We start from the raw sequence: 21,139 nt of genomic DNA on the forward strand, positions 1-21,139 counted from the left end.
CGGGTATCAGCGTCGACTCGGGTCGAGCCCCAGCGATACGCCCGCCAAGCCGCGCTTGCGCGACGACAGCTTGTCGGCCACGCTGCGTAACTCCTTGCCCACCGCCGAATCCGGGGCGCTGAGTACGAGCGGCACACCCGAATCGCCGGCCGCCACCAGGGCGGGGTCCAGCGGGATTTGACCGAGCAACGGCACGTCGGCGCCGACTGCCCGGGACAGCCGCTCGGCGACCTGCGCGCCGCCGCCCTCGCCGAACACGTGCAGGGTGGAACCGTCCGGCAAGGTCAGCCCGGACATGTTCTCAACGACGCCGACGACGCGCTGACGGGTTTGCAGCGCAATGCTGCCGGCCCGCTCGGCGACCTCGGCCGCGGCCAACTGTGGTGTGGTGACGACCAGGATCTCCGCATTGGGCAGCAGCTGCGCCAGCGAGATGGCGATGTCGCCGGTGCCCGGGGGCAAGTCGAGCAGCAGCACGTCGAGATCGCCCCAGAACACGTCGGCCAGGAACTGCTGCAGCGCCCGGTGCAGCATCGGGCCGCGCCACACCACGGGCGTATTGCCCTGGGTGAACTGCGCGATCGAGATGACCTTCACCTCGTGCGCAATCGGCGGGAGGATCATCGATTCCACTTGGGTGGGCCGATCGGTGGTGCCCATCATGCGTGGGACGGAGTGGCCGTGGATGTCGGCGTCGAGCACGCCGACCGACAGGCCGCGGGCGGCCATCGCGGTGGCCAGGTTGACGGTGACGCTGGACTTGCCGACCCCGCCCTTGCCTGACGCGACGGCGTAGACCCGGGTCAGCGAGTTGGGTTGGGCGAAGGGGATAACCGGCTCGGCGGCATCGCCGCGCAGCTTCTTGCGCAGTTCCGTGCGCTGCTCGTCGCTCATCACGTCCAGGCTGACAGTGACCGCCCCGGTCCCCGGAACGTCGGCGACCGCTTGGCTAACGCGGTCGCTGATCTCGGTCTTCTTGGGGCAGCTGGCGGTGGTCAGGTAGATCCCGACATGCACGCTGCCGTCGGGATTGGCGTCGATGCTCTTGACCATGCCGAGGTCGGTGATCGGACGCCGCAATTCGGGATCGATCACTTTGCCCAGTGCGCCGCGGATAGCGGCGTTCAGGTCGGCTTGCGAACCAGGGGAGTCATGACGAGACATCACCGCCGAGTGTAGGCGGCGCGACGTTCGCCCGGCCGGCTGGCGTCAGCGGACGGGGGCGGGTAGTCCCGCGGCGGGCGGGCTTGCCGGCGCCGGAGCACCCGGCGGGCCGGCCACCGGATCCGGCGCGGCCGGAGCGGGCGGAGCGGCTGGGGGAGGTGGCGGTGGTGCGAACGGCGCCCACGGCGGGGCGGCGTTCGGCGGCGGGGCGAACGGCGCGAACGGCTGCGGTCCGGCCGGCGGGGTGTTCTGCGAGGTTATGCAGATCACGGTGCATCCCGGCATGTGGCCGTGCGTCGGGCCGGTGACCGGCGGCGGCGGGGCCATCCAGGGGAACATCGGCTGGGTGGGGCTGACCGCTTGCGGCTGGCCGGTCAGGTCGATCAGCGGCATCCGGGCCATGGGATCGTCCTGGGGCAGGCCGATCATGTTGATCGGCAAGCCGGGGCCGAGCCCCTCGGGGTGTTCGTCGTGCGCGTTGCCCAGCGGGGGTGGCGGTCCGGTGATCGGCGGTAGGTCGACCGGGACGACGCCGGTGGCGTACGCCGCGGCCCAGCCCAACACGTTCTGCGCGTAGGCGGTGGAGTTGTTGTAGCGCAGGATCGCGGCCATGACCTGAGCGGGGTCGCGCAGGTTCAGGCCGCCGCTGCACAGGTAACGGGCCGCCGTCAGGGTCGAGTCGAACAGGTTCTGCGGGTCCGCCAGGCCGTCGCCGTCACCGTCGGAGGCGTAGCGCGCCCACGTGCCGGGGAGGAACTGCATGGGGCCCATGGCGCGCGCGTAGGTGACGCGGTTGCCGACACTGCTGGAGATGATGACTTCGTTGCCGGGCAACGTGCCGTCCAGCGCCGGACCGTAGATCGGCGTGACCGCGGTACCGCGGGCGTCGACGGCACCGCCGCCGGCATGCCCGGATTCGATCCGGCCGATGCCGGCCAACAGGTTCCAGCTGACGCCGCAGCCCGGGTCGGACACGGCCATCTTCTGCTCGGCATTGCGGTAGGCGGTCAGCGCCATCATCGGAATGCCCAGTGCGCCAGGCGTATTCACCACCATCGGCGGGGGCGGCGCCGACACGGCACCGGCCGCGACATGGAACGCCGTCGGCGCCCGGTCGATCGCGATGACGACCGGGCCGGACAGGTCGGGAACGCTCGGGGAGACCGCAGCGACCGGCGTGATGACCGCATGCACCGACGGGATCGGGCTCTTCGCACCGTGGGTGGGTTCGGGCGTCGCGCTGACGGCTCCGGCGAAAACCAGCGGACTGATCACCGCCACGCTGAACGCCTGTACCCGAGATGTGGGAAGCAGCCGCTTCCGCACCGCCGCGACGGCCGGGTGAGCACCCAAGCGACCCCCTACGCGCACTCCACCGTCCTAAGTATTTGGGCTATCGGAAGCCCTTGTGAGCCGCCGGAACCGCTGCTTAGCCTCGTGAACTAGATCACCATACATAACTCTTGTGACCAGAGTGGCGCAATGGTGGATTCGGTATTCAAGGGGATTCCTTACTGCTCCCAAAGCGGCCCGAACACCCCCAAAAAGGGCCCGGCAACTTGGCGCTACCGCTGCGCGGGAGGCTCCCCGGCCGGGGTCTGCAGGTCGCGGTCAGCCAGCAGGGCGCGCAGTTCGTCGAGCTCATCGCGCAGGTATTCGCGGGTGACGACCTCGCCGATGGCCAGCCGCAGGGCGGCCAGCTCGCGGGACAGATACTCCGTGTCGGCTTTGGTCTGGGCGGCGCGACGGCGGTCCTCTTCGAGCGCGACGCGGTCCCGGTTCTCCTGACGGTTCTGCGCCAACAGAATCAGCGGCGCGGCATACGCTGCCTGGGTAGAGAAGGCCAGGTTGAGCAGAATGAACGGGTACGGATCGAAGCGCCACTCGACCGCGATCAGGTTTATCGCGATCCACACCACCACCACCACGGTCTGAATCAGCAGGTAGCGCCCGGTGCCGAAGAAGCGCGCGATGGCCTCGGTGCTCTGCCCCACCGTTTCAGGGTCCAGGCGCAACGAAATTCCGCGCGACGTCCGGGGGGTGTACAGCCGCCGCGGTGCCGTTGGTCTGCTCACGAAGCCCCCTCGGTGGCGTTGGCGCGTCCGACCGCGGTGTTGAGCTCGTGGGCGTCCGCGCGCCAGTCGTGCGGCAACAGGTGATCGAGCAGGTCGTCGACGGTGACGGCACCCAGCAGGTGCTTGGCCGCGTCGACGACGGGCCCGCACACCAGGTTGTAGGCGGCGAAGTAGCGCGTCACCGCGGCCAGGCTGGTCTCCGGGGCCAAGGTGAGCAGGTCACTGTCGACGATGCCGCCGATCAGCTCGCTCGGCGGTTCGCGCAGCAGCCGCTGCAACGGCACGCAGCCTAGGTACTGCCCGGTGGGGGTGGCGGTCGGGGGACGCGTCACGAACACCATCGACGACAGCGCCGGGGTGAGGTCGGGGTTGCGGACCAACGCCAGCGCCTCGGCGACCGTGGTGTCCGCGGTCAGTACCACCGGATCGGAGGTCATCAACCCGCCCGCCGTGTCCGGCGAGTGCTTCAAAAGTCTTCGCACCGGGGCGGATTCGCCGGGATCCATTCGGGCGAGCAACAGTTCGGCATCCGTCGGGTTGAGCTCACCCAGCAGGTCGGCCGCATCGTCGGGATCCATTTCCTCGAGCACATCGGCGGCGCGCTCGGTGCCCAGCTGCGACAGCGCGTCGGCCTGCTCGGACTCGGGCAGCTCCTGCAGGATGTCGGCCAATCGCTCGTCGCTCAGGGCCTGGAACACCTCGGTACGCCGTTTGGCCGGCAGCCCGCGGATGGCGTCGGCCACGTCGACGGCCCGGCGTCCCTCGAACTGGTTGAGCAGCTGCGCCACTGCCTGGCCCGGCATCGCCAAGGCTGACGGGGTCAATCCATGCACGCTCTGCCAGTCGACGACATGCACCGGCCCGCGCCGCCCCAGCCGTCGGTGGGTGCGCACCGCAATCCTGGTCACCATCCAGTCGCGGGTTCGGGACTGTTCGATGCCCAGATCGGTGATGACGACTTCGCGCCCGGCCAACTCCGGGAATTCGGGGTCGTTGACCGTGACCTGGGTGTCGAGAATCTGGCCGATCGCCAGCACCTCACCCGGGCGTTGCTCGAAGTGGCGCAGCGACACACTGCCGGTGTTCAGTGTCACGGCGTCGGGCTCGATCGCGGCCACCCGCAGAATCGGGATGAAGATGCTGCGACGGGTCGCCAGATCCACCACGAGTCCCAGCACCCGCGGTTGCTGGCGGACGATGCTGATGCTGATTACGACATCGCGGATGCGCCCGAAGTTCTCGCCCATGGGCCCCAACACCAACATGCGCGCCAGCCGCGCGATGTACACCCTGTTGACCGATGCCATGCAGTTGAGCCTAGGCAGCCGGCTGCCCGATGGCAGCGCGCCGGCTCTGGCGAGCCGCCCTAATGGGAGTGCACCGCAAAGATCATCACGATCAGGCCCACGATGAGGGTCGCGACGCCGATCACGATGCCCGCCACGGCCATGCCGTACCCGTCTTGGCGGGTGCGCTTGATCTGATCGAGCGCGATGGTGCCCAACACGATGCCGACGATGCCGCCGATGCCGCAGAGCAGACCGGTGAAGGAGGCGATCAGCGATGCGATGGCTAGCCCGTTGGTTCCGGCCGCGACGCCCTCGGACGGCCAGTAGTCGGCCGGATAGCCCGGCGCCGGGTAATACCCGCCTGGATACGGCGGGGGGACCGTAGCCGGTTGGGGGGCTGCCGAATTGCGGCGGTGCTCCTGGCGGGCCGGGTGGCTGCTGGTAGCCAAATGGCGGGGTGAACTGCGGGTAGTCGGCCAGGTAGCCGGGTTGTTCGCCGCCGGGGTAACCGGGCGGCACGGGCCCGGCGGGCGGCGGGGAATCCCAGGGCCCCGCCCAGCCCGGCTGGCCGGGGTGCTGACCGCCGGTCGCGCGCGCGTCCGCGGCGTTGTCGCCGCTGTCGCCGCTGCCGCCGCCTGGACCCGTCATGGTGTTCAACCTAGCCTGCGACGGACCTCGATAGGGTGGGAGGTCCGGGTGAAAACACGGCCACGTCGGAGGAGAATGATCGCTGATGACTAGTCCTTTCCAGCCTGGCCAGGTCCCCGGCGCGACGCCCAGCGGCGCGGCCGCGGGCAGGCGGGCCGTGCCGCAATTGCCGACTCCGCCGAAGGGCTGGCCGGTGGGCTCTTATCCCACCTATGCCGAGGCGCAGCGCGCGGTCGACTATCTGTCCGATCAGCAGTTTCCGGTGCAGCAGGTGACCATCGTCGGCGTGGATCTGATGCAAGTTGAACGGGTCACCGGCCGGTTGTCGTGGCCCAAGGTGCTCGGCGGTGGAGTGCTCAGCGGTGCGTGGCTCGGGTTGTTCATCGGCCTGGTGCTGGGCTTCTTCAGCCCGAACCCGTGGGGTGCGCTGGTGACCGGGCTGGTTGCCGGCGTGTTCTTCGGCCTGATCACCTCGGCGGTCCCGTACGCAATGGCGCGCGGTACCAGGGATTTCAGTTCGACCATGCAATTGGTGGCCGGCCGCTACGACGTACTGTGCGATCCGCAGAACGCGGAGAAGGCCCGAGATCTGCTTGCCCGTCTGGCGATCTGAAGGCTCTTGATTTGGTGTTGAGTCGTCGCGGAGGCGCGCGCACGGTGGGCGCGGTCTTGGTGGCGATGGTGGCCGCGGCGTCGGTGCTGACCGCCTGCGGCTCGGGTGTCCGTGGCCTGGTGATCAGCTTCTACACCCCGGCCGCCGACGGGGCGACGTTCGCCGAAGTCGCCCGGCGCTGTAGCCAGGAGGCCCGCGGGCGGTTCACCATTGCGCACGTCAGCCTGCCCAGAGCGCCCGGCGCGCAACGGCTGCAGTATGCCCGGCGATTGGCCGGTCACGACCGCACCCTGGACGTGATGTCGCTGGACGTCATCTGGACCGCCGAGTTCGCCGAAGCGGGGTGGGTGCTGCCGCTGTCGGACGACCCGGCCGGCCGAGCCGAGGCGGACGCGACCGTCGACACCTTGCCAGGACCGCTCGCGACGGCAGGCTGGAAGCGCCAACTGTACGCCGCGCCCATCACGACCAACACCCAATTGCTTTGGTACCGAAAAGATTTGATACCTGAACCGCCAAGCGACTGGAATGGCATGGTCGCGACGGCGGCAGGGTTGCACGCCGCCGGGGAGCCCAGCTGGATCGCGGTGCAGGCGAATCAGGGCGAGGGGCTGGTGGTGTGGTTCAACACGCTGCTGGTCAGCGGCGGCGGCCAGGTGCTCTCCGAAGACGGGCGGCACGTGACCCTGACCGACACTGCCGCCCATCGGGCCGCCACCGTCAACGCGCTGCGGATCCTGAAGACGGTGGCCACCGCGTCGGGAGCCGACCCGTCGATCACCCGGACCGACGAGAGCACGGCCCGGCTGGCCGTCGAACAGGGCAGGGCCGCGCTCGAAGTCAACTGGCCGTTTGTGCTGGCATCGCTGCTAGAGAATGCGGTCAAGGGCGGTGTGAAGTTTCTGCCGCTCAATGAGAATCCGGCGTTGGCCGCCAGCATCAACCAGTACGGCACCTTCGCACCCGATGACGAACAGTTCCGCATCGCCTACCAGGCCAGCCAACGGGTCTTCGGGTTCGCGCCCTACCCGGGCGTGGCGCCGGGGCGGCCGGCGAAGGTGACCATCGGTGGGCTGAACCTCGCGGTGGCGAGCACGAGCCGGCACCGGGCCGAGGCGTTCGAAGCCATCAGATGCCTGCGCAGCCTGCAGAATCAGAAGTACATCTCGATCCAGGGCGGCCTACCCGCGGTGCGTGCCTCGCTGTACTCCGACCCACAGTTTCAGGCCAAATACCCGATGCACTCCATCATCCGCCGGCAGCTGACCGACGCCGCGGTGCGTCCGGCGACACCGGCCTACCAAGCGGTCGGGATTCGATTGGCGACGACGCTGAGCCCGATCACCGAAATCGACCCTGAGCGCACCGCCGACGAACTCACCACACAGGTGCAGCGGGCCATCGACGGCAAGGGATTGTTGCCGTGACCGCGTTCGGCGGGCGGCTCCGCAATCGTCCAGCCGAGCAGCGGCTGGCGTTTGTTCTGGTTGCGCCCGCGGCGACGTTGATGCTGGCTGTGACGGCGTACCCGATTGGCTATGCGCTCTGGCTGAGCTTGCAACACAACAACCTTGCCACCCCGAAGGACACCCGGTTCATCGGCTTGGGCAACTACCAGACCGTTCTGACCGACCGCTACTGGTGGACGGCACTGGCGGTGACGGCGGCCATCACGGTGGTCTCCGTGACGGTCGAATTCGTGCTCGGCCTGGCGCTGGCGCTGGTGATGCACCACACCTTGATCGGCCGGGGCCTGGTGCGCACCGCGGTGTTGGTCCCGTACGGAATCGTCACGGTGGTCGCTTCCTACAGCTGGTATTACGCGTGGACGCCGGGCACCGGTTACCTGGCCAACCTGCTGCCGCACGGCTCACCTTTTCCTCAAGCCCCACTGACGCAACAAATCCCATCGTTGGGTATCGTCATCCTCGCCGAGGTCTGGAAGACGACGCCGTTCATGTCGCTGCTGCTGCTGGCCGGGCTGGCGTTGGTCCCGCAGGATCTGCTCAAAGCTGCACAGGTGGACGGAGCCGGACCGTGGCGGCGGCTGACCCGCATCGTGCTGCCGATCATCAAACCAGCGGTTGTGGTGGCGCTGCTGTTCCGGACGCTGGACGCGTTCCGCATCTTCGACAACATCTACGTGCTGACCGAGGGGGCCAACGGCACCGGCTCGGTGTCGATGCTGGGCTACGACAACCTGTTTCAAGGCTTCGATGTCGGCCTGGGCTCGGCTATCAGCGTGCTGATCTTCGGGTGTGTGGGCATCATCGCCCTCGTGTTCATCAAGGTGTTCGGCGCGCATCAGCTTGTCCCCGAACCGGGTGGGGGCACCGATGAACGCTGAGCCGACGCGCCGCGCCGCGCTGTGGGTGGCCATCGATGCCCTGGTCGTGGTCTACGCCCTGCTTCCGGTGCTGTGGATTCTCAGCCTGTCGCTCAAACCGACGTCAACGGTCAAGGACGGCAAGCTGATTCCGTCGTCGGTGACCTTGGAGAACTATCGCGGCATCTTCCGCGGTGACTTTTTCACCTCGGCGTTGCTCAACTCCATCGGAATTGCGCTGATTGCCACTGCGGTCGCGGTGCTGCTGGGCGCGATGGCGGCGTACGCCATTGCGCGGCTGCACTTCCCCGGCAAGGGACTGCTCGTCGGTTCCGCACTGCTGATCACCATGTTCCCGGCCATCTCGCTGGTCACTCCGCTGTTCGAAATCGAGCGCTGGCTAGGACTTTTCGACACCTGGCCCGGCTTGATTCTGCCGTACATCACCTTCGCGCTTCCGCTGGCCATGTATACCCTGTCGGCGTTCTTCCGGGAGATCCCCTGGGATCTGGAGAAAGCCGCGAAAATGGACGGCGCGACACCGGGCCAGGCTTTCCGCAAGGTGATCGTCCCGCTGGCGGCACCTGGCCTGGTGACCGCGGCGATCCTGGTCTTCATCTTCGCCTGGAACGATCTGCTGTTGGCGTTGTCGCTGACCGCCACCAAAGCGGCGATCACCGCTCCGGTGGCGATCGCGAACTTCCCCGGCAGTTCGCAATTCGAGGAGCCGACGGGGTCGATCGCGGCCGGCGCCATCGTGATCACGGTTCCGATCATCGTGTTTGTTCTAATCTTCCAACGACGGATTGTCGCCGGGTTGACCTCAGGCGCCGTGAAGGGATAGCGCGATGGCCGAGATTGTGCTGGAGCATGTCACCAAGAGTTACCCCGACGGGCACGCTGCGGTGCGGGACTTGAGCCTCACCATCGCGGACGGGGAATTCCTGATCCTGGTCGGGCCATCCGGCTGCGGCAAGACCACGACGCTGAACATGATTGCCGGCCTTGAGGATATCTCGTCGGGTGAATTGCGCATCGGCGGCCAGCGAGTCAACGAAAAGGCACCCAAGGATCGCGATATCGCGATGGTGTTCCAGTCCTATGCGCTCTATCCGCACATGACCGTTCGGCAGAACATTGCTTTCCCGCTGACGCTGGCGAAGATGAAGAAGAGCGACATCGAGCGCAAGGTTGCCGAGACCGCCAAAATCCTTGACCTGTCCGAACTTCTGGAGCGCAAGCCCTCCCAGCTGTCAGGCGGACAACGGCAGCGCGTAGCAATGGGGCGGGCGATCGTGCGCCAGCCCAAGGCGTTTCTGATGGACGAGCCGCTTTCCAACCTGGACGCCAAGCTGCGGGTGCAGATGCGCGGTGAGATCGCCCGGCTGCAGCGCCGGCTGGGGACTACCACCGTCTACGTCACGCACGACCAGACCGAGGCGATGACACTGGGTGACCGGGTGGTGGTGATGCACGGCGGGGCGGCCCAGCAGATCGGCACGCCGGAGGAGCTGTACGAGCGCCCGGCGAACCTGTTCGTCGCCGGGTTCATCGGGTCCCCGCCGATGAACTTCTTCCCCGCAACCTTGACGCCGAATGGCTTGACGTTGCCGTTCGGCGAGGTGATGCTCAGCCCGCAACTCCAGCAGGTGATGGCCCAGCATCCCAGACCGGACAACGTCATCGTCGGGATGCGGCCCGAACACCTGCTGGACGCCACGCTCCTCGACGGGTACCAGCGAATCACGTCGACGACCTTCCAGATCACCGTCGACCTGATCGAATCACTGGGGGCCGACAAGTATGTGTACTTCACCATCGCTAACTCCGACGTGCATTCGGCCCGGCTCGACGAGGTGGCCGCCGAATCCGATGTCGCCGAAAACCAGTTCGTGGCAAGGGTTCCCGCCGAATCCAGCGCCGTCGTCGGCCAGCCGATCGAATTGGCTTTCAACACCGCAAAACTCGCGGTGTTCGACGCCGACACCGGTGCGAACCTCACCGCGCCCCGGGCGTGCGGCCAACAGTGACACCGATCCTCGACCGGGTGCGGGCCCACTTGCGCGACCACTTCGCCGGCGGATGGAGTGAACCAGATTCGGCCAGTGTGACGTTTCTGGGGTCCGAGCCGATCGAGGTGCTGCGCTTCCGCCGGGACGGCCAGGACGGCGCCGGCGCGCTGGTCGACTACGTCTCGCTGGGCTGCTCGCGCCACCCGATGGTCGATCCCACCGAGATCGTCGTCGACCCACACCGCGGCCCGCGCGCCGAAGTGACGCTGTGTCTGCGCAATCCCGGCGAGGTCTCCGGGATTGCCCGCAGCCTGGCGGTACTCGCGGCTGCGCCGGCAGTCGACGGATTGGTGCTGGGCCCGGACGCGCTGATCGATCTCGGCTCGCCGCTGTGGTCTTCGCCGTCGCAACGGGTGCCATTCACGGCAGTTCTCTTGGGCCCCAGTGACATTGCGGAATGCCCGTTAGAGCCGCCGCGCGAGCCAGTGAGGTTTTTGTCCGCGACGCCGATCACCGCGACCGAAGCGGCCTGGGTGCGGCTGAAGGGCGCCGAGGCGATGCGAGAGGCCTGGCGCACCGACGGCGTCGACGTGCTGGACCCGCATCGCCATGCCACTCAACCCAACTGAGCAACGGCTAGAGCCAGTTGTTCCTGCGGAATTGGAAGTACAGCACCAGACAGGTCACCGTCATCAGGCCCATCACGCCCGGGTAGCCCCACGTCCAATCCAGTTCCGGCATGAAGTGAAAGTTCATGCCGTAGATGGCGGCGACCATGGTGGGCACCGCCAAGATGCCGGCCCAGGCGGCCATTTTGCGCATATCGTTGTTCTGCTGCATGCCGACTCGCGCCAACGCCGCCTGAACCAGCGAGTTGAGCATGTCGTCGTAACTGGCAATCTGATCGGCGGCCTCGGAATGGTGGTCACCGACGTCGCGCAGATAGCGCCGCACCTCTTTGGAGATCAGGTCTTTGTTCTCGATCTGCATGCGGTGGAAGGCGGCTGACAACGGATTGACGCATCGGCGTAACTCCACGACCTCCCGCTTGAGCAGGTAAATGGGTTCGACGTCGATCTTGCGGCCGGGGGCGAACGCCACCTCCTCGATGCTGTCGATGTCGGCCTCCATCAGCCGGGTCACCTCGAGGTAGTGGTCCACGACGTAGTCGGCGATCGCGTGCATCACCGCGAAGGGCCCCAGCCGCAGCTGTTCACCGTCGGCTTCCATGCGCTTGCGTACGTCGGCCAGTCCGCTGTGCTCACCGTGGCGCACCGTGACCACGAAGTTCCTGCCGACGAAGATCATCACCTCGCCGCTTTGCACGATTTCGCGCGCCAGGGCCACGGATTCGTGCGGCACGTATTTGACCGTCTTGAGCACCAGCACCAGTGTGTCGTCGTAGCGTTCCAGCTTGGGGCGTTGGTGGGCGCAGACGGCGTCCTCGACGGCAAGCGGATGTAAGCCGAAAACCTCCGCCACTTCCTTCATCTGGACGTCGCCGGGCTCGTGCAAGCCGACCCAGACGAACGCCTCGTGCCCCAATGCCTGGATCTGGTGCACCTTGCTGTCTGCGGCCTCATAGGTGAACGTGCCGGGCAACCGCTGGCCCTCCACATAGACCGCGCAGTCGACCAGGGCCACGTGCGGCGGAAGCGGTTCCGCCGCGGGTTTGGCCTGCGGCTCATGCGCGATCGTTCGAAGCGCCTCGGGCAGTGCGTCGAAACCCTCGAACACCTCAACCTCCAGTCACGCCCAAAAGTGGCGGAGCGGTGCTCAATGCTACGCGCGCTGGCCAAACGGGTCATGAAATAGCGTGGCGCGGTGCTGGGACAGCGGCGGGCACCGCGCCGACGGCGACGAATGCCCGGCGGCTCCCTTTGGTGGCCCCTTTGGTGGCCAGGACCGAAGAATTCGGGGCGGTGGGAGTGCGCTAGTTTCGTGGGCGACGCGATTTTTGAAGACCTTCTCCATAGGAGTACATCGACGTGAGCGCAAGTCCACTCAAGGTGGCCGTCACCGGCGCTGCCGGCCAGATCGGCTACAGCCTGTTGTTCCGCCTGGCCAGCGGCTCGCTGCTGGGACCCGACCGTCCGATCGAGCTGCGGCTGCTCGAGATCGAGCCGGCGCTCAAGGCGCTCGAGGGCGTCGTCATGGAACTCGACGACTGTGCGTTCCCGCTGTTGTCCGGCGTCGAGATCGGCGCGGACGCCAACAAAATCTTCGACGGCGTGAACCTGGCCCTGCTGGTCGGTGCGCGCCCGCGCGGCCCGGGCATGGAGCGCAGCGACCTGCTGGAGGCCAACGGCGCGATCTTCACCGCGCAGGGCAAGGCCCTCAACGCGGTCGCCTCCGACGACATCCGCATCGGAGTGACCGGTAACCCGGCCAACACCAACGCGCTGATCGCGCTGAGCAATGCCCCCGACATCCCCAAGGAGCGGTTCTCCGCGCTGACCCGCCTGGATCACAACCGGGCGATTTCGCAGTTGGCCAAGAAGACCGGCGCCACGGTCACCGACATCAAGAAGGTGACCATCTGGGGTAACCACTCGGCCACTCAGTATCCCGACATCTTCCACGCGGAGATCGGTGGCAAGAACGCGGCCGAGGTCGTCAACGACCAGGACTGGATCGAAAACGATTTCATCCCGACGGTCGCCAAGCGTGGCGCGGCGATCATCGATGCACGCGGCGCTTCGTCGGCCGCCTCGGCCGCGTCGGCCACCGTCGACGCCGCCCGCGACTGGCTGCTGGGCAGTCCGGAGGGTGATTGGGTGTCGATGGCGGTGTTCTCCGACGGCTCCTATGGCGTGCCCGAGGGCATCGTGTCGTCGTTCCCGGTGACCACCAAGGACGGCACCTGGTCGATCGTGCAAGGTCTGCAGGTCGACGAGTTCTCCCGCGGCCGCATCGACAAGACGACCGCCGAGCTGGTCGACGAGCGCAACGCGGTCACGGAGCTCAAGCTGATCTGAATTAGGCCCGCTAATCGATAGTCAGTACCCTGGGCGCGTGTCCGGAATCGTGCCACCGCCGTTAGTCATCGGAGACGACGAGATCTTCGAGGCTCACGTAGGTGGCAAGCTTTCGGTCGATATGAAGGCGGCGTTGGACACGCAGCGTGCGCTGTCGATCGCCTACACGCCGGGCGTCGCGCAAGTCAGTCGGGCAATCGCCGCCGACCACACCCTGGCCGACCGCTACACCTGGGCGCATCGGCTGGTGGCGGTGGTCAGCGACGGCAGTGCGGTCCTGGGTCTCGGCGATATCGGACCGGCCGCGGCGCTGCCGGTGATGGAGGGCAAGAGCGCGCTGTTCAAGCAGTTCGCCGACCTCAATGCGATCCCGATCGTGCTGGACACCAAGGATCCCGACGAGATCGTCGAAACGCTGGTGCGCCTGCGGCCGACGTTCGGCGCGGTGAATCTGGAAGACATCTCCGCGCCGCGCTGCTTCGAGATCGAACGACGCGTGATCGACGCGCTGGACTGCCCGGTCATGCATGACGACCAGCACGGCACCGCGATTGTCGTGCTGGCCGCGCTGATGGGCGCCAGCAAGGTGCTCGGACGCGACATGGGGTCGCTGCGGGTGGTCGTGTCCGGCGCCGGGGCCGCGGGCGTGGCGTGCTCGAAACTGCTTCTGGCGATGGGCGTTTCGGACATCACGGTGCTCGACTCGCAGGGCATTCTGCACGCCGGCCGCGACGGCATGAACGTCGTCAAGACCGACCTTGCGCGCAGCAGCAATCCGCGCGGGCTGACCGGCGGCATGGTAGAGGCGCTCAAGGAAGCCGACGTGTTTCTCGGGGTGTCGGCCGGCGTCGTGCCGGAGGAACTCATCGCCACAATGGCACCGGACAGCATCGTCTTCGCGCTGTCGAACCCCGACCCGGAAATTCATCCCGACGTCGCGGCCCGCCATGCCGCCGTGGTGGCCACCGGCCGCAGCGACTTCCCGAACCAGATCAACAACGTGCTGGCGTTCCCCGGAGTTTTCCGCGGTGCGCTCGATGCCGGGGCGCGGCGGATCACCGAGAACATGATGGTGGCCGCGGCCGAGGCGATCTTCTCCGTCGTCAGCGACGAGCTCGCCCCGGACCGGATCGTGCCGAGTCCGCTGGACATGCGGGTCGGCACGGCGGTGGCGCAGGCCGTGGCGCGGGCCGCAGCCAACCCGGCGTGAAGGTCGGCCGGCTGGCGGCGCTGCTGGTCGCGGCCCTGCTCGCCGCCGGGTGCTGCGCCGGTTGCAGCTCCGGTGGCCACCGTGGTCCCCCCGAGGTGGTCGTCGGCTCCCCGAAGGACGCCTTGTCGGTGCTGCTGGCTGACGTCTACGCCGCGGCGCTGCGGTCGTACGGTTTCGCGGCACGGACCGAAACCGCGGACGACCCGATGGCACGCCTGGGCTCGGGTGCGTTCGACGTCGCCCCCGCGTTCACCGGCCAGACCCTGCAGGCCTTGCAGCCCGGCGCCAGCGCGCTGTCCGACGCCCAGGTGTACCGCGCGATGGTGGCGGCGCTTCCCGAGGGCATCGCCGCCGGCGACTACACCACGGCCGCCGAGGACAAGCCTGTGCTGCTGGTGACGCAACCGACCGCTAAGGCGTGGGGCGGCCAGGACCGCAGCGCGGATCTGAGCACGTTGGGCAAGCACTGCGCCGGGTTGACCGTCGGCGCCGTCGCCGGCCACCCGGCACCGTCGGTCGTCGGCACTTGCCGGATGCCCGCTCCACGCGAATTCCCGGACGGCGCAACGATGTTCGCGGCGCTGCGGGCCGGGGAATTGACCGCGGGATGGACCAGCACCGCCGACCCGGCGCTGCCGGGCGACCTGGTCCCGCTCGCCGACGGCAAGCCCGCCTTGATCCAGGCGCAGAACGTGGTGCCGCTGTATCGGCGCAACGTGTTGACCGATCGTCAGGTGCTGGCGATCAACGAGGTGGCGGGCGTGCTGGACACCGCCGCTCTGGCCGACATGCGCCGACAGGTCGCCGGTGGCGCCGATCCGCAGGCGGTCGCCGGGGGCTGGCTCGCCGAACACCCGTTGGGGCGGTGAAACGCTACCGCTTTTTCGGTGCGGCGACCCGGTGGGTGACCGGGCTGAACAGCCGCTGATAGCCCGGGCCGGTCAGCCGCACCAGCGCGTCCAGTACTTTGGCGTCGGTGCCGACCAGCACCCGGGCCTTGTTCTTGCGGACCCCATCCAGGATGACTTGGGCGGCCCGCTCGGGCGTGGTGCTCGCCATCCGCTTGTCAAACGTCTTGGCCAGTTCGGCGGCGTCGATTCCCTCGGCGGCGGTGGCGTTGCGCGCGATTGCGGTCTTGATGCCGCCCGGGTGGACCGTGGTGACCTTCACCGGGTGACGGGCCACCTGCATCTCTTGGCGTAGCGCTTCGGTGAAGCCGCGGACGGCGAATTTCGCCGCGTTGTAGGCGGCCTGGCTCGGCACCGCAAACAACCCGAACACGCTCGAGACGTTGATCACATGGCCGTCGCCGGAGGCGATCAGGTGCGGAAGGAAGGCCTTGGTGCCGTTGACGACGCCCCAGAAATCGACGTCCATGACCCGCTCGATGTCCTTGAAGTGGCTGACCTCGATGTCACCGGTGTAGGCGATACCCGCGTTGTTGTAGATCTGGTTGACCTTGCCGAAGTGCTCGTTGACCGCCTCGGCGTAGGCCAGGAAAGCCTCCCGCTCGGCCACGTCGAGTCGATCGGCCTTCACCGGCGCCCCGATGGCCTTCAGTCGTTCCTCGGTTTGCGCCAGTCCCTCGGTGTTGACGTCGCTGATAGCCACGCTGGCACCGGAGCGGGCCAGCTCGACGGCCAGCGCCTGGCCGATGCCCGAACCTGCGCCGGTCACCACGGCGACTTTGCCGGCGAATCCCTGCATGTGCGCCCTCCCCTTACTCTGCAATTGCCTCGAGATTACCCGGTACCACTGGTCTCGGATATTTGCAGGTGGTTCTTCTCAGCGCTTACGGGCGAGCAGCAAACGCACGCGCAGTGCCAACCGGCCCAGCAACGACGGTCCGCCGAACAGCAGTTCGCCGTATCGCCCGCCGAACACCCGCACCATGAGGTCGGCAGATCTCGCGTCCGTACCGATCAGCACCCGGGGCTTGTTCTTGCCGACGGCAGCCAGGATGGCGCGGGCGGCTTGCTCGGCGGTGGTCTTGGCGACCTGCTGGTCGAAGTTCTCGAGTATCTCTTCCTGGGTGAGCCCCATGCCCTCGGCGATCTCGGCGTTGGTGCCGAACGAGGTCTTGATGCCGCCCGGGTGCACCACGGTTACTCCGACCGGATACCCGGCCACCTGCATCTCCTGGCGCAGCGCCTCGGTGAAGCCGCGGACGGCGAACTTCGCGGCGACGTAACCCGGCTGACCGGGCAGCGACATCAGGCCGAGCACGCTGGAAATGTTGATGACGTGGCCGTCGCCGGAGGCGATCAGGTGGGGGAGGAAGGCCTTGGTGCCGTTGACGACGCCCCAGAAGTCGACGTCCATCACCTGCTCGATGTCCTTGAAGCGGCTGTACTCGATGGTGCCGATATGCGTGAGTCCCGCATTGTTGTAGATCTGGTTGACCTTGCCGAAGTGCTCGTTGACCGCGTCGGCATAGGCCAGGAAGGCCTCCCGCTCGGTGACGTCGAGTCGATCGGTCTTCACCGGTGCGCCGATGGCCTTCAGCTGTTCCTCGGTTTGCGCCAATCCGTCGATGTTGACGTCGCTGATAGCCACGCTGGCGCCCGAGCGGGCAAGCGCGAGGGCCAGCGCCTGGCCGATACCCGAGCCCGCTCCGGTGACCACGGCGACCTTACCGGCGAACTTGTCCATGCCTACCCTTTCTCAGGACCGCCCCATCGGAGAGGTTAGCCGGTGTCGGCTGCGGTCCAGCGGGTGGACTAGCGAAGCCCGGGCTCGCGCCAATTGCCCGGCTCCTTGCTCGCGCCGTGGGGCGCTCGCCGTCGCCGGGCTCGCGCCAATTGCCCGGCTCCTTGCTCGCGCCGTGGGGCGCTCGCCGTCGCCGGGCTCGCGCCAATTGCCCGGCTCCTTGCTCGCGCCGTGGGGCGCTCGCCGTCGCCGGGCTCGCGCCAATTGCCCGGCTCCTTGCTCGCGCCGTGGGGCGCTCGCCGTCGCCGGGCTCGCGCCAATTGCCCGGCTCCTTGCTCGCGCCGTGGGGCGCTCGCCGTCGCCGGGCTAGCCGAACGCGATATCGAGTATCTCCTGCTGCTCGACGGCGTGCACCTTGGACGAGCCCGAGGAGGGTGCCGACATGGCCCGCCGCGAGATGCGCTTGATCCCGGTCAACTTCTCCGGCAGCAACTCGGGCAGCTCCAGGCCGAAGCGCGGCCACGCACCCTGATTGGCTGGTTCCTCCTGCACCCAGAAGAACTCGCGGGCGTTCGGGTAACGGTCCAGGGTCTCGCCCAGCCGGCGCTTGGGTAGTGGCGCGAGCTGCTCGATGCGCACGATCGCGACGTCGTCGCGGTTGTCCTTGGCTTTGCGTGCCGCCAGCTCGTAATACAGTTTCCCGCTGGTCAGCAGGACGCGGCCGACCGTACTGCGATCGCCGATGCCGTCTTCGTAGGTGGGCTCTTCCAGCACCGAGCGGAACTTCAGCTCGGTGAAGTCCCGGATGTCGCTGACGGCCGCCTTGTTGCGCAGCATCGACTTCGGCGTGAAGACGATCAGGGGACGCTGAATACCGTCCAGCGCGTGCCGGCGCAGCAGGTGGAAGTAGTTCGACGGCGTCGACGGCATGGCGATCGTCATCGATCCCTCCGCCCACAGTTGCAGGAACCGTTCGATCCGGCCTGACGTGTGGTCGGGTCCCTGTCCCTCGTGGCCGTGTGGCAGCAGCAACACCACGTTGGACAACTGGCCCCACTTGGCCTCGCCGGAGCTGATGAACTCGTCAATGATCGACTGCGCGCCGTTGACGAAGTCGCCGAACTGCGCCTCCCACAACACCAGCGCGTCCGGGTTGCCCACGGTGTAGCCGTATTCGAAGCCGACCGCGGCGTACTCCGACAGCGGCGAGTCGTAGACCAGGAACTTGCCCCCGGTCGGGCTGCCGTCCAGGTTGGTCGCCAACAACTGCAGCGGCGTGAATTCCTTGCCGGTGTGGCGGTCGATGATCACCGCATGCCGTTGCGAGAACGTGCCGCGCCGGGTGTCCTGTCCGGACAGCCGCACCAGCTTGCCCTCGGCGACCAGCGATCCCAGCGCCAACAGCTCGCCGAAGGCCCAGTCGATCTTGCCTTCGTAGGCCATCTCCCGGCGCTTCTCGAGCACGGGCAGCACCCGCGGGTGGACCGAAAATCCCTCCGGCACCGCCAGGAATGCGTCGCCGATGCGCGCCAGCAGCGCCTTGTCGACGGCGGTCGACAGCCCCGCCGGCACCAGCTGGTCGGATTCCACGGACGCACTGGGTCGCACGCCGTGTTTCTCCAGATCGCGGACCTCGTTGAACACCCGCTCCAGCTGGCCCTGGTAGTCGCGCAGCGCGTCTTCGGCTTCCTTCATCGAGATGTCACCGCGGCCAATCAGGGCCTCGGTGTAGCTCTTGCGGGCGCCGCGCTTGGTGTCGACGACGTCGTACATGTAGGGGTTGGTCATCGACGGGTCGTCGCCCTCGTTGTGCCCGCGGCGGCGGTAGCACAGCATGTCGATGACGACGTCCTTCTTGAATTTCTGCCGGAAGTCCACCGCCAGCCGGGCCACCCACGTGCAGGCTTCGGGGTCGTCGCCGTTGACGTGGAAGATCGGTGCGCCGATCATCTTGGCGACGTCGGTGCAGTATTCACTGGATCGGGAGTACTCCGGCGCGGTGGTGAAGCCGATCTGGTTGTTGACGATCACGTGGATGGTGCCACCGACGCGGTACCCCGGCAGTAGTGCCATGTTCAGCGTCTCGGCGACCACACCCTGGCCGGCGAAGGCGGCGTCGCCGTGCAGCATCATCGGCACCACCGAGAAACCTTCCTCGCCGTCGCCCTTGTCGAGCAGGTCCTCCTTGGCCCGGACCAATCCCTCCAGCACCGGGTCGACGGCCTCGAGGTGCGACGGGTTGGCCGTCAGCGATACACGAATGTCGTTGTCGCCGAACATTTGTAAGTACACGCCCGTGGCGCCGAGATGGTACTTGACGTCACCGGAGCCGTGGGCCTGCGACGGATTGAGGTTGCCCTCGAATTCGGAGAAGATCTGCGAGTAGGGCTTGCCGACGATGTTGGCCAGCACATTGAGTCGGCCGCGATGCGGCATGGCGATGACGACTTCGTCCAGGCCGTGCTCGGCGCACTGGTCGATCGCCGCGTCCATCATCGGGATGACACTTTCGGCGCCTTCCAGCGAGAAGCGCTTCTGCCCAACGTATTTGGTCTGTAGAAAGGTCTCGAAGGCTTCGGCGGCGTTCAGTCGACTGAGGATGTATTTTTGTTCTGCCACAGTCGGTTTGACGTGTTTGGTCTCGATCCGCTCCTCGAGCCACTGCTGCTGCTCAGGCTCGAGGATGTGGGTGTACTCGACGCCGATGTGGCGGCAGTAGGCATCCCGTAACAAGCCCAGCACGTCGCGCAGCTTTTTGTGCTGGCAGCCGGCGAAGCCGTTGACCTTGAATTCGCGGTCCAAATCCCACAGGGTCAGGCCGTGATTGAGGATTTCCAGATCCGGGTGGCTGCGGAATCGGTTGCCGTCCAAGCGCAGCGGGTCGATGTCTGCCATCAGGTGGCCGCGGTTACGGTATGCCGCAATCAATTCCATCACCCGAGCGTTCTTGTCGACGATCGAGTCAGGGTTGTCGGTGCTCCACCGCACCGGCAGGTACGGGTTGCCGAGCTCTCGGAAGATTTCGTCCCAGAAGTGGTCCGACAGCAGCATTTCGTGGATGGTGCGCAGGAAGTCGCCGGACTCCGCGCCCTGAATGATGCGGTGGTCGTAGGTGGAGGTCAGGGTGATCAATTTGCCGATGCCGAGCTCGGCGATGCGTTCCTCGCTGGCGCCCTGGAATTCGGCCGGGTACTCCATCGCGCCGACCCCGATGATCGCGCCTTGGCCGGCCATCAACCGCGGCACGGAGTGCACGGTGCCGATGGTGCCCGGGTTCGTCAACGAAATCGTCACTCCGGCAAAGTCTTCCGCGGTCAACTTTCCGTCGCGGGCCCGGCGCACGATGTCCTCGTAGGCGGAGACGAACTCCGCGAACCGCATGGTCTCGCACTTTTTGATCCCGGCCACCACCAGGGAGCGTTTGCCGTCTTTGCCCTGCAGGTCGATGGCCAGCCCGAGGTTGGTATGCGCCGGGGTGATCGCGGTCGGTTTGCCGTCGATCTCGGCGTAGTGGCGGTTCATGTTCGGGAACTGTTTGACCGCCTGCACCAGGGCGTAGCCCAGCAGGTGCGTGAAGGAGACCTTGCCGCCGCGGGTGCGCTTGAGCTGGTTGTTGATGACGATGCGGTTGTCGATCATCAGCTTGGCTGGAATGGCCCGGACGCTGGTAGCCGTCGGCACGTCCAGGGATGCCGACATGTTCTTGACGACGGCGGCGGCGGCGCCGCGCAGCACCTGCAGCTCGTCGCCCTCGGCGGGCGTCGGGGCGGGCGCCTTAGTGGAAGGGGTAGCGGCGGGCGCGGCGCCGTTGGCCGCCGCAGCGGTGCTCGCGGGTGCGGCCGGGGTGGTTGCGGGTTCGGCGACCGCGACGGGCTTGGCCGCTGCGGCGGGCGGGGCGGCACGTCCGTCACCGGGGCTGGAAGGCTGCGGCGCCGAAGCGGCCGTCGACTCGGGGTTGTAGTCAACGAGGAACTCGTGCCAGCTGGGATCCACCGACGACGGGTCGTCGCGGAATTTGCGGTACATTTCCTCGACCAGCCACTCGTTCTGCCCGAACGGTGAACTCATGTTGCTCACGGCCGCTGTTCGCCTCAATTCTCGTGTCCTGCAGGCTGGTAAGCATCGTTGCCCAGCGCCTGCGAGTCTGGCGCACCTCCGTTAGCGAGGTACCTCAC

16 protein-coding genes and 2 pseudogenes are annotated in these 21,139 nt (G+C 67.1%); 9 read left to right on the forward strand and 9 right to left on the reverse strand.

Annotated features, from left to right (window positions below; genetic code table 11):
- Positions 1-6: 6 nt before the first annotated feature.
- The 5 genes and pseudogenes from G6N33_RS19205 to G6N33_RS19225 all read right to left on the reverse strand — a co-directional run bounded on the left by G6N33_RS19205 (position 7) and on the right by G6N33_RS19225 (position 5,185).
- The gene (locus tag G6N33_RS19205; RefSeq protein WP_101528264.1) at positions 7-1,164 is read right to left on the reverse strand and encodes an Mrp/NBP35 family ATP-binding protein; all 1,158 of its coding nucleotides are present in this window, start codon (positions 1,162-1,164) and stop codon (positions 7-9) included.
- 45 nt (positions 1,165-1,209) lie between these two features.
- On the reverse strand, positions 1,210-2,535 hold the full coding sequence (locus G6N33_RS19210) for a lytic transglycosylase domain-containing protein (RefSeq protein ID WP_163771593.1): 1,326 nt from the start codon (positions 2,533-2,535) through the stop codon (positions 1,210-1,212).
- 198 nt (positions 2,536-2,733) lie between these two features.
- Positions 2,734-3,239 (reverse strand): annotated as a pseudogene (locus G6N33_RS19215) (DUF1003 domain-containing protein); the annotation flags it as partial.
- Complete coding sequence (locus G6N33_RS19220; RefSeq protein ID WP_044507498.1) at positions 3,236-4,546, reverse strand: magnesium transporter MgtE N-terminal domain-containing protein; 1,311 nt, start codon at positions 4,544-4,546, stop codon at positions 3,236-3,238. The gene G6N33_RS19220 and the pseudogene G6N33_RS19215, both read right to left, overlap by 4 nt.
- Positions 4,547-4,605: 59 nt before the next feature.
- Positions 4,606-5,185 (reverse strand): annotated as a pseudogene (locus G6N33_RS19225) (DUF4190 domain-containing protein).
- A gap of 76 nt (positions 5,186-5,261) precedes the next feature.
- Here G6N33_RS19225 and G6N33_RS19230 point away from each other — a divergent pair.
- The 6 genes from G6N33_RS19230 to G6N33_RS19255 all read left to right on the forward strand — a co-directional run bounded on the left by G6N33_RS19230 (position 5,262) and on the right by G6N33_RS19255 (position 10,756).
- Complete coding sequence (locus G6N33_RS19230; RefSeq protein WP_044507494.1) at positions 5,262-5,789, forward strand: general stress protein; 528 nt, start codon at positions 5,262-5,264, stop codon at positions 5,787-5,789.
- Between the two features lie 65 nt (positions 5,790-5,854).
- On the forward strand, positions 5,855-7,216 hold the full coding sequence (locus G6N33_RS19235) for an extracellular solute-binding protein (protein ID WP_101528737.1): 1,362 nt from the start codon (positions 5,855-5,857) through the stop codon (positions 7,214-7,216).
- Positions 7,213-8,136 (forward strand): carbohydrate ABC transporter permease, encoded by a 924-nt coding sequence (locus G6N33_RS19240; RefSeq protein WP_044507491.1) that lies wholly within the window; start codon positions 7,213-7,215, stop codon positions 8,134-8,136. Before G6N33_RS19235 ends, G6N33_RS19240 begins: the two co-directional genes overlap by 4 nt.
- Positions 8,126-8,959, forward strand: coding sequence for a carbohydrate ABC transporter permease (locus G6N33_RS19245; RefSeq protein WP_044512189.1), 834 nt, complete (start codon positions 8,126-8,128; stop codon positions 8,957-8,959). Before G6N33_RS19240 ends, G6N33_RS19245 begins: the two co-directional genes overlap by 11 nt.
- A 4-nt stretch (positions 8,960-8,963) precedes the next feature.
- Positions 8,964-10,145 (forward strand): ABC transporter ATP-binding protein, encoded by a 1,182-nt coding sequence (locus tag G6N33_RS19250; RefSeq protein WP_044507489.1) that lies wholly within the window; start codon positions 8,964-8,966, stop codon positions 10,143-10,145.
- Positions 10,142-10,756, forward strand: a complete 615-nt coding sequence (locus tag G6N33_RS19255; RefSeq protein WP_101528736.1) for a suppressor of fused domain protein — start codon at positions 10,142-10,144, stop codon at positions 10,754-10,756. The genes G6N33_RS19250 and G6N33_RS19255 overlap by 4 nt, the downstream gene beginning before the upstream one ends.
- A gap of 7 nt (positions 10,757-10,763) precedes the next feature.
- Here G6N33_RS19255 and corA read toward each other — a convergent pair whose 3' ends face one another.
- Positions 10,764-11,864 carry a magnesium/cobalt transporter CorA gene (gene corA / locus G6N33_RS19260; RefSeq protein ID WP_044507483.1) on the reverse strand — a complete coding sequence of 367 codons (1,101 nt, stop codon included), beginning with the start codon at positions 11,862-11,864 and terminating at the stop codon, positions 10,764-10,766.
- A 251-nt stretch (positions 11,865-12,115) separates the two neighbouring features.
- Here corA and G6N33_RS19265 point away from each other — a divergent pair, with 251 nt between their 5' ends.
- The 3 genes from G6N33_RS19265 to G6N33_RS19275 are packed head-to-tail and all read left to right on the forward strand — an operon-like array spanning position 12,116 to position 15,184.
- Entirely contained in the window at positions 12,116-13,105 is a 990-nt protein-coding gene (locus G6N33_RS19265; protein ID WP_044507481.1) for a malate dehydrogenase, read from the forward strand.
- 37 nt (positions 13,106-13,142) lie between these two features.
- Positions 13,143-14,315, forward strand: a complete 1,173-nt coding sequence (locus tag G6N33_RS19270) for an NAD(P)-dependent malic enzyme (RefSeq protein ID WP_044507479.1) — start codon at positions 13,143-13,145, stop codon at positions 14,313-14,315.
- A complete protein-coding gene (locus tag G6N33_RS19275; protein WP_101528735.1) occupies positions 14,312-15,184 on the forward strand; it encodes a glycine betaine ABC transporter substrate-binding protein in 873 nt (290 codons plus the stop codon). Before G6N33_RS19270 ends, G6N33_RS19275 begins: the two co-directional genes overlap by 4 nt.
- A gap of 4 nt (positions 15,185-15,188) precedes the next feature.
- Here the strand turns inward: G6N33_RS19275 and G6N33_RS19280 are convergent, their stop codons facing one another.
- From G6N33_RS19280 to G6N33_RS19290, 3 genes are all read right to left on the reverse strand, one after another.
- On the reverse strand, positions 15,189-16,022 hold the full coding sequence (locus G6N33_RS19280) for an SDR family NAD(P)-dependent oxidoreductase (protein ID WP_044507477.1): 834 nt from the start codon (positions 16,020-16,022) through the stop codon (positions 15,189-15,191).
- 78 nt (positions 16,023-16,100) lie between these two features.
- The gene (locus G6N33_RS19285; RefSeq protein ID WP_044507475.1) at positions 16,101-16,967 is read right to left on the reverse strand and encodes an SDR family NAD(P)-dependent oxidoreductase; all 867 of its coding nucleotides are present in this window, start codon (positions 16,965-16,967) and stop codon (positions 16,101-16,103) included.
- A gap of 363 nt (positions 16,968-17,330) precedes the next feature.
- On the reverse strand, positions 17,331-21,041 hold the full coding sequence (locus G6N33_RS19290) for a multifunctional oxoglutarate decarboxylase/oxoglutarate dehydrogenase thiamine pyrophosphate-binding subunit/dihydrolipoyllysine-residue succinyltransferase subunit (RefSeq protein ID WP_163771595.1): 3,711 nt from the start codon (positions 21,039-21,041) through the stop codon (positions 17,331-17,333).
- Between the last annotated feature and the right edge of the window lie 98 nt (positions 21,042-21,139).

The sequence above is a fragment of the Mycobacterium simiae genome, assembly GCF_010727605.1.
Taxonomy (GTDB): Bacteria; Actinomycetota; Actinomycetes; order Mycobacteriales; family Mycobacteriaceae; genus Mycobacterium; species Mycobacterium simiae.

Bases quoted from the DNA above. Each gene is read 5' to 3' on its own strand.
- G6N33_RS19220 (WP_044507498.1), bottom strand. From the start codon at position 4,546: ATGGCATCGGTCAACAGGGTGTACATCGCGCGGCTGGCGCGCATGTTG.
- G6N33_RS19245 (WP_044512189.1), top strand. From the start codon at position 8,126: ATGAACGCTGAGCCGACGCGCCGCGCCGCGCTGTGGGTGGCCATCGAT.
- G6N33_RS19235 (WP_101528737.1), top strand. From the start codon at position 5,855: ATGGTGGCCGCGGCGTCGGTGCTGACCGCCTGCGGCTCGGGTGTCCGT.
- G6N33_RS19230 (WP_044507494.1), top strand. From the start codon at position 5,262: ATGACTAGTCCTTTCCAGCCTGGCCAGGTCCCCGGCGCGACGCCCAGC.
- G6N33_RS19250 (WP_044507489.1), top strand. From the start codon at position 8,964: ATGGCCGAGATTGTGCTGGAGCATGTCACCAAGAGTTACCCCGACGGG.
- G6N33_RS19205 (WP_101528264.1), bottom strand. From the start codon at position 1,164: ATGTCTCGTCATGACTCCCCTGGTTCGCAAGCCGACCTGAACGCCGCT.
- G6N33_RS19280 (WP_044507477.1), bottom strand. From the start codon at position 16,022: ATGCAGGGATTCGCCGGCAAAGTCGCCGTGGTGACCGGCGCAGGTTCG.
- G6N33_RS19285 (WP_044507475.1), bottom strand. From the start codon at position 16,967: ATGGACAAGTTCGCCGGTAAGGTCGCCGTGGTCACCGGAGCGGGCTCG.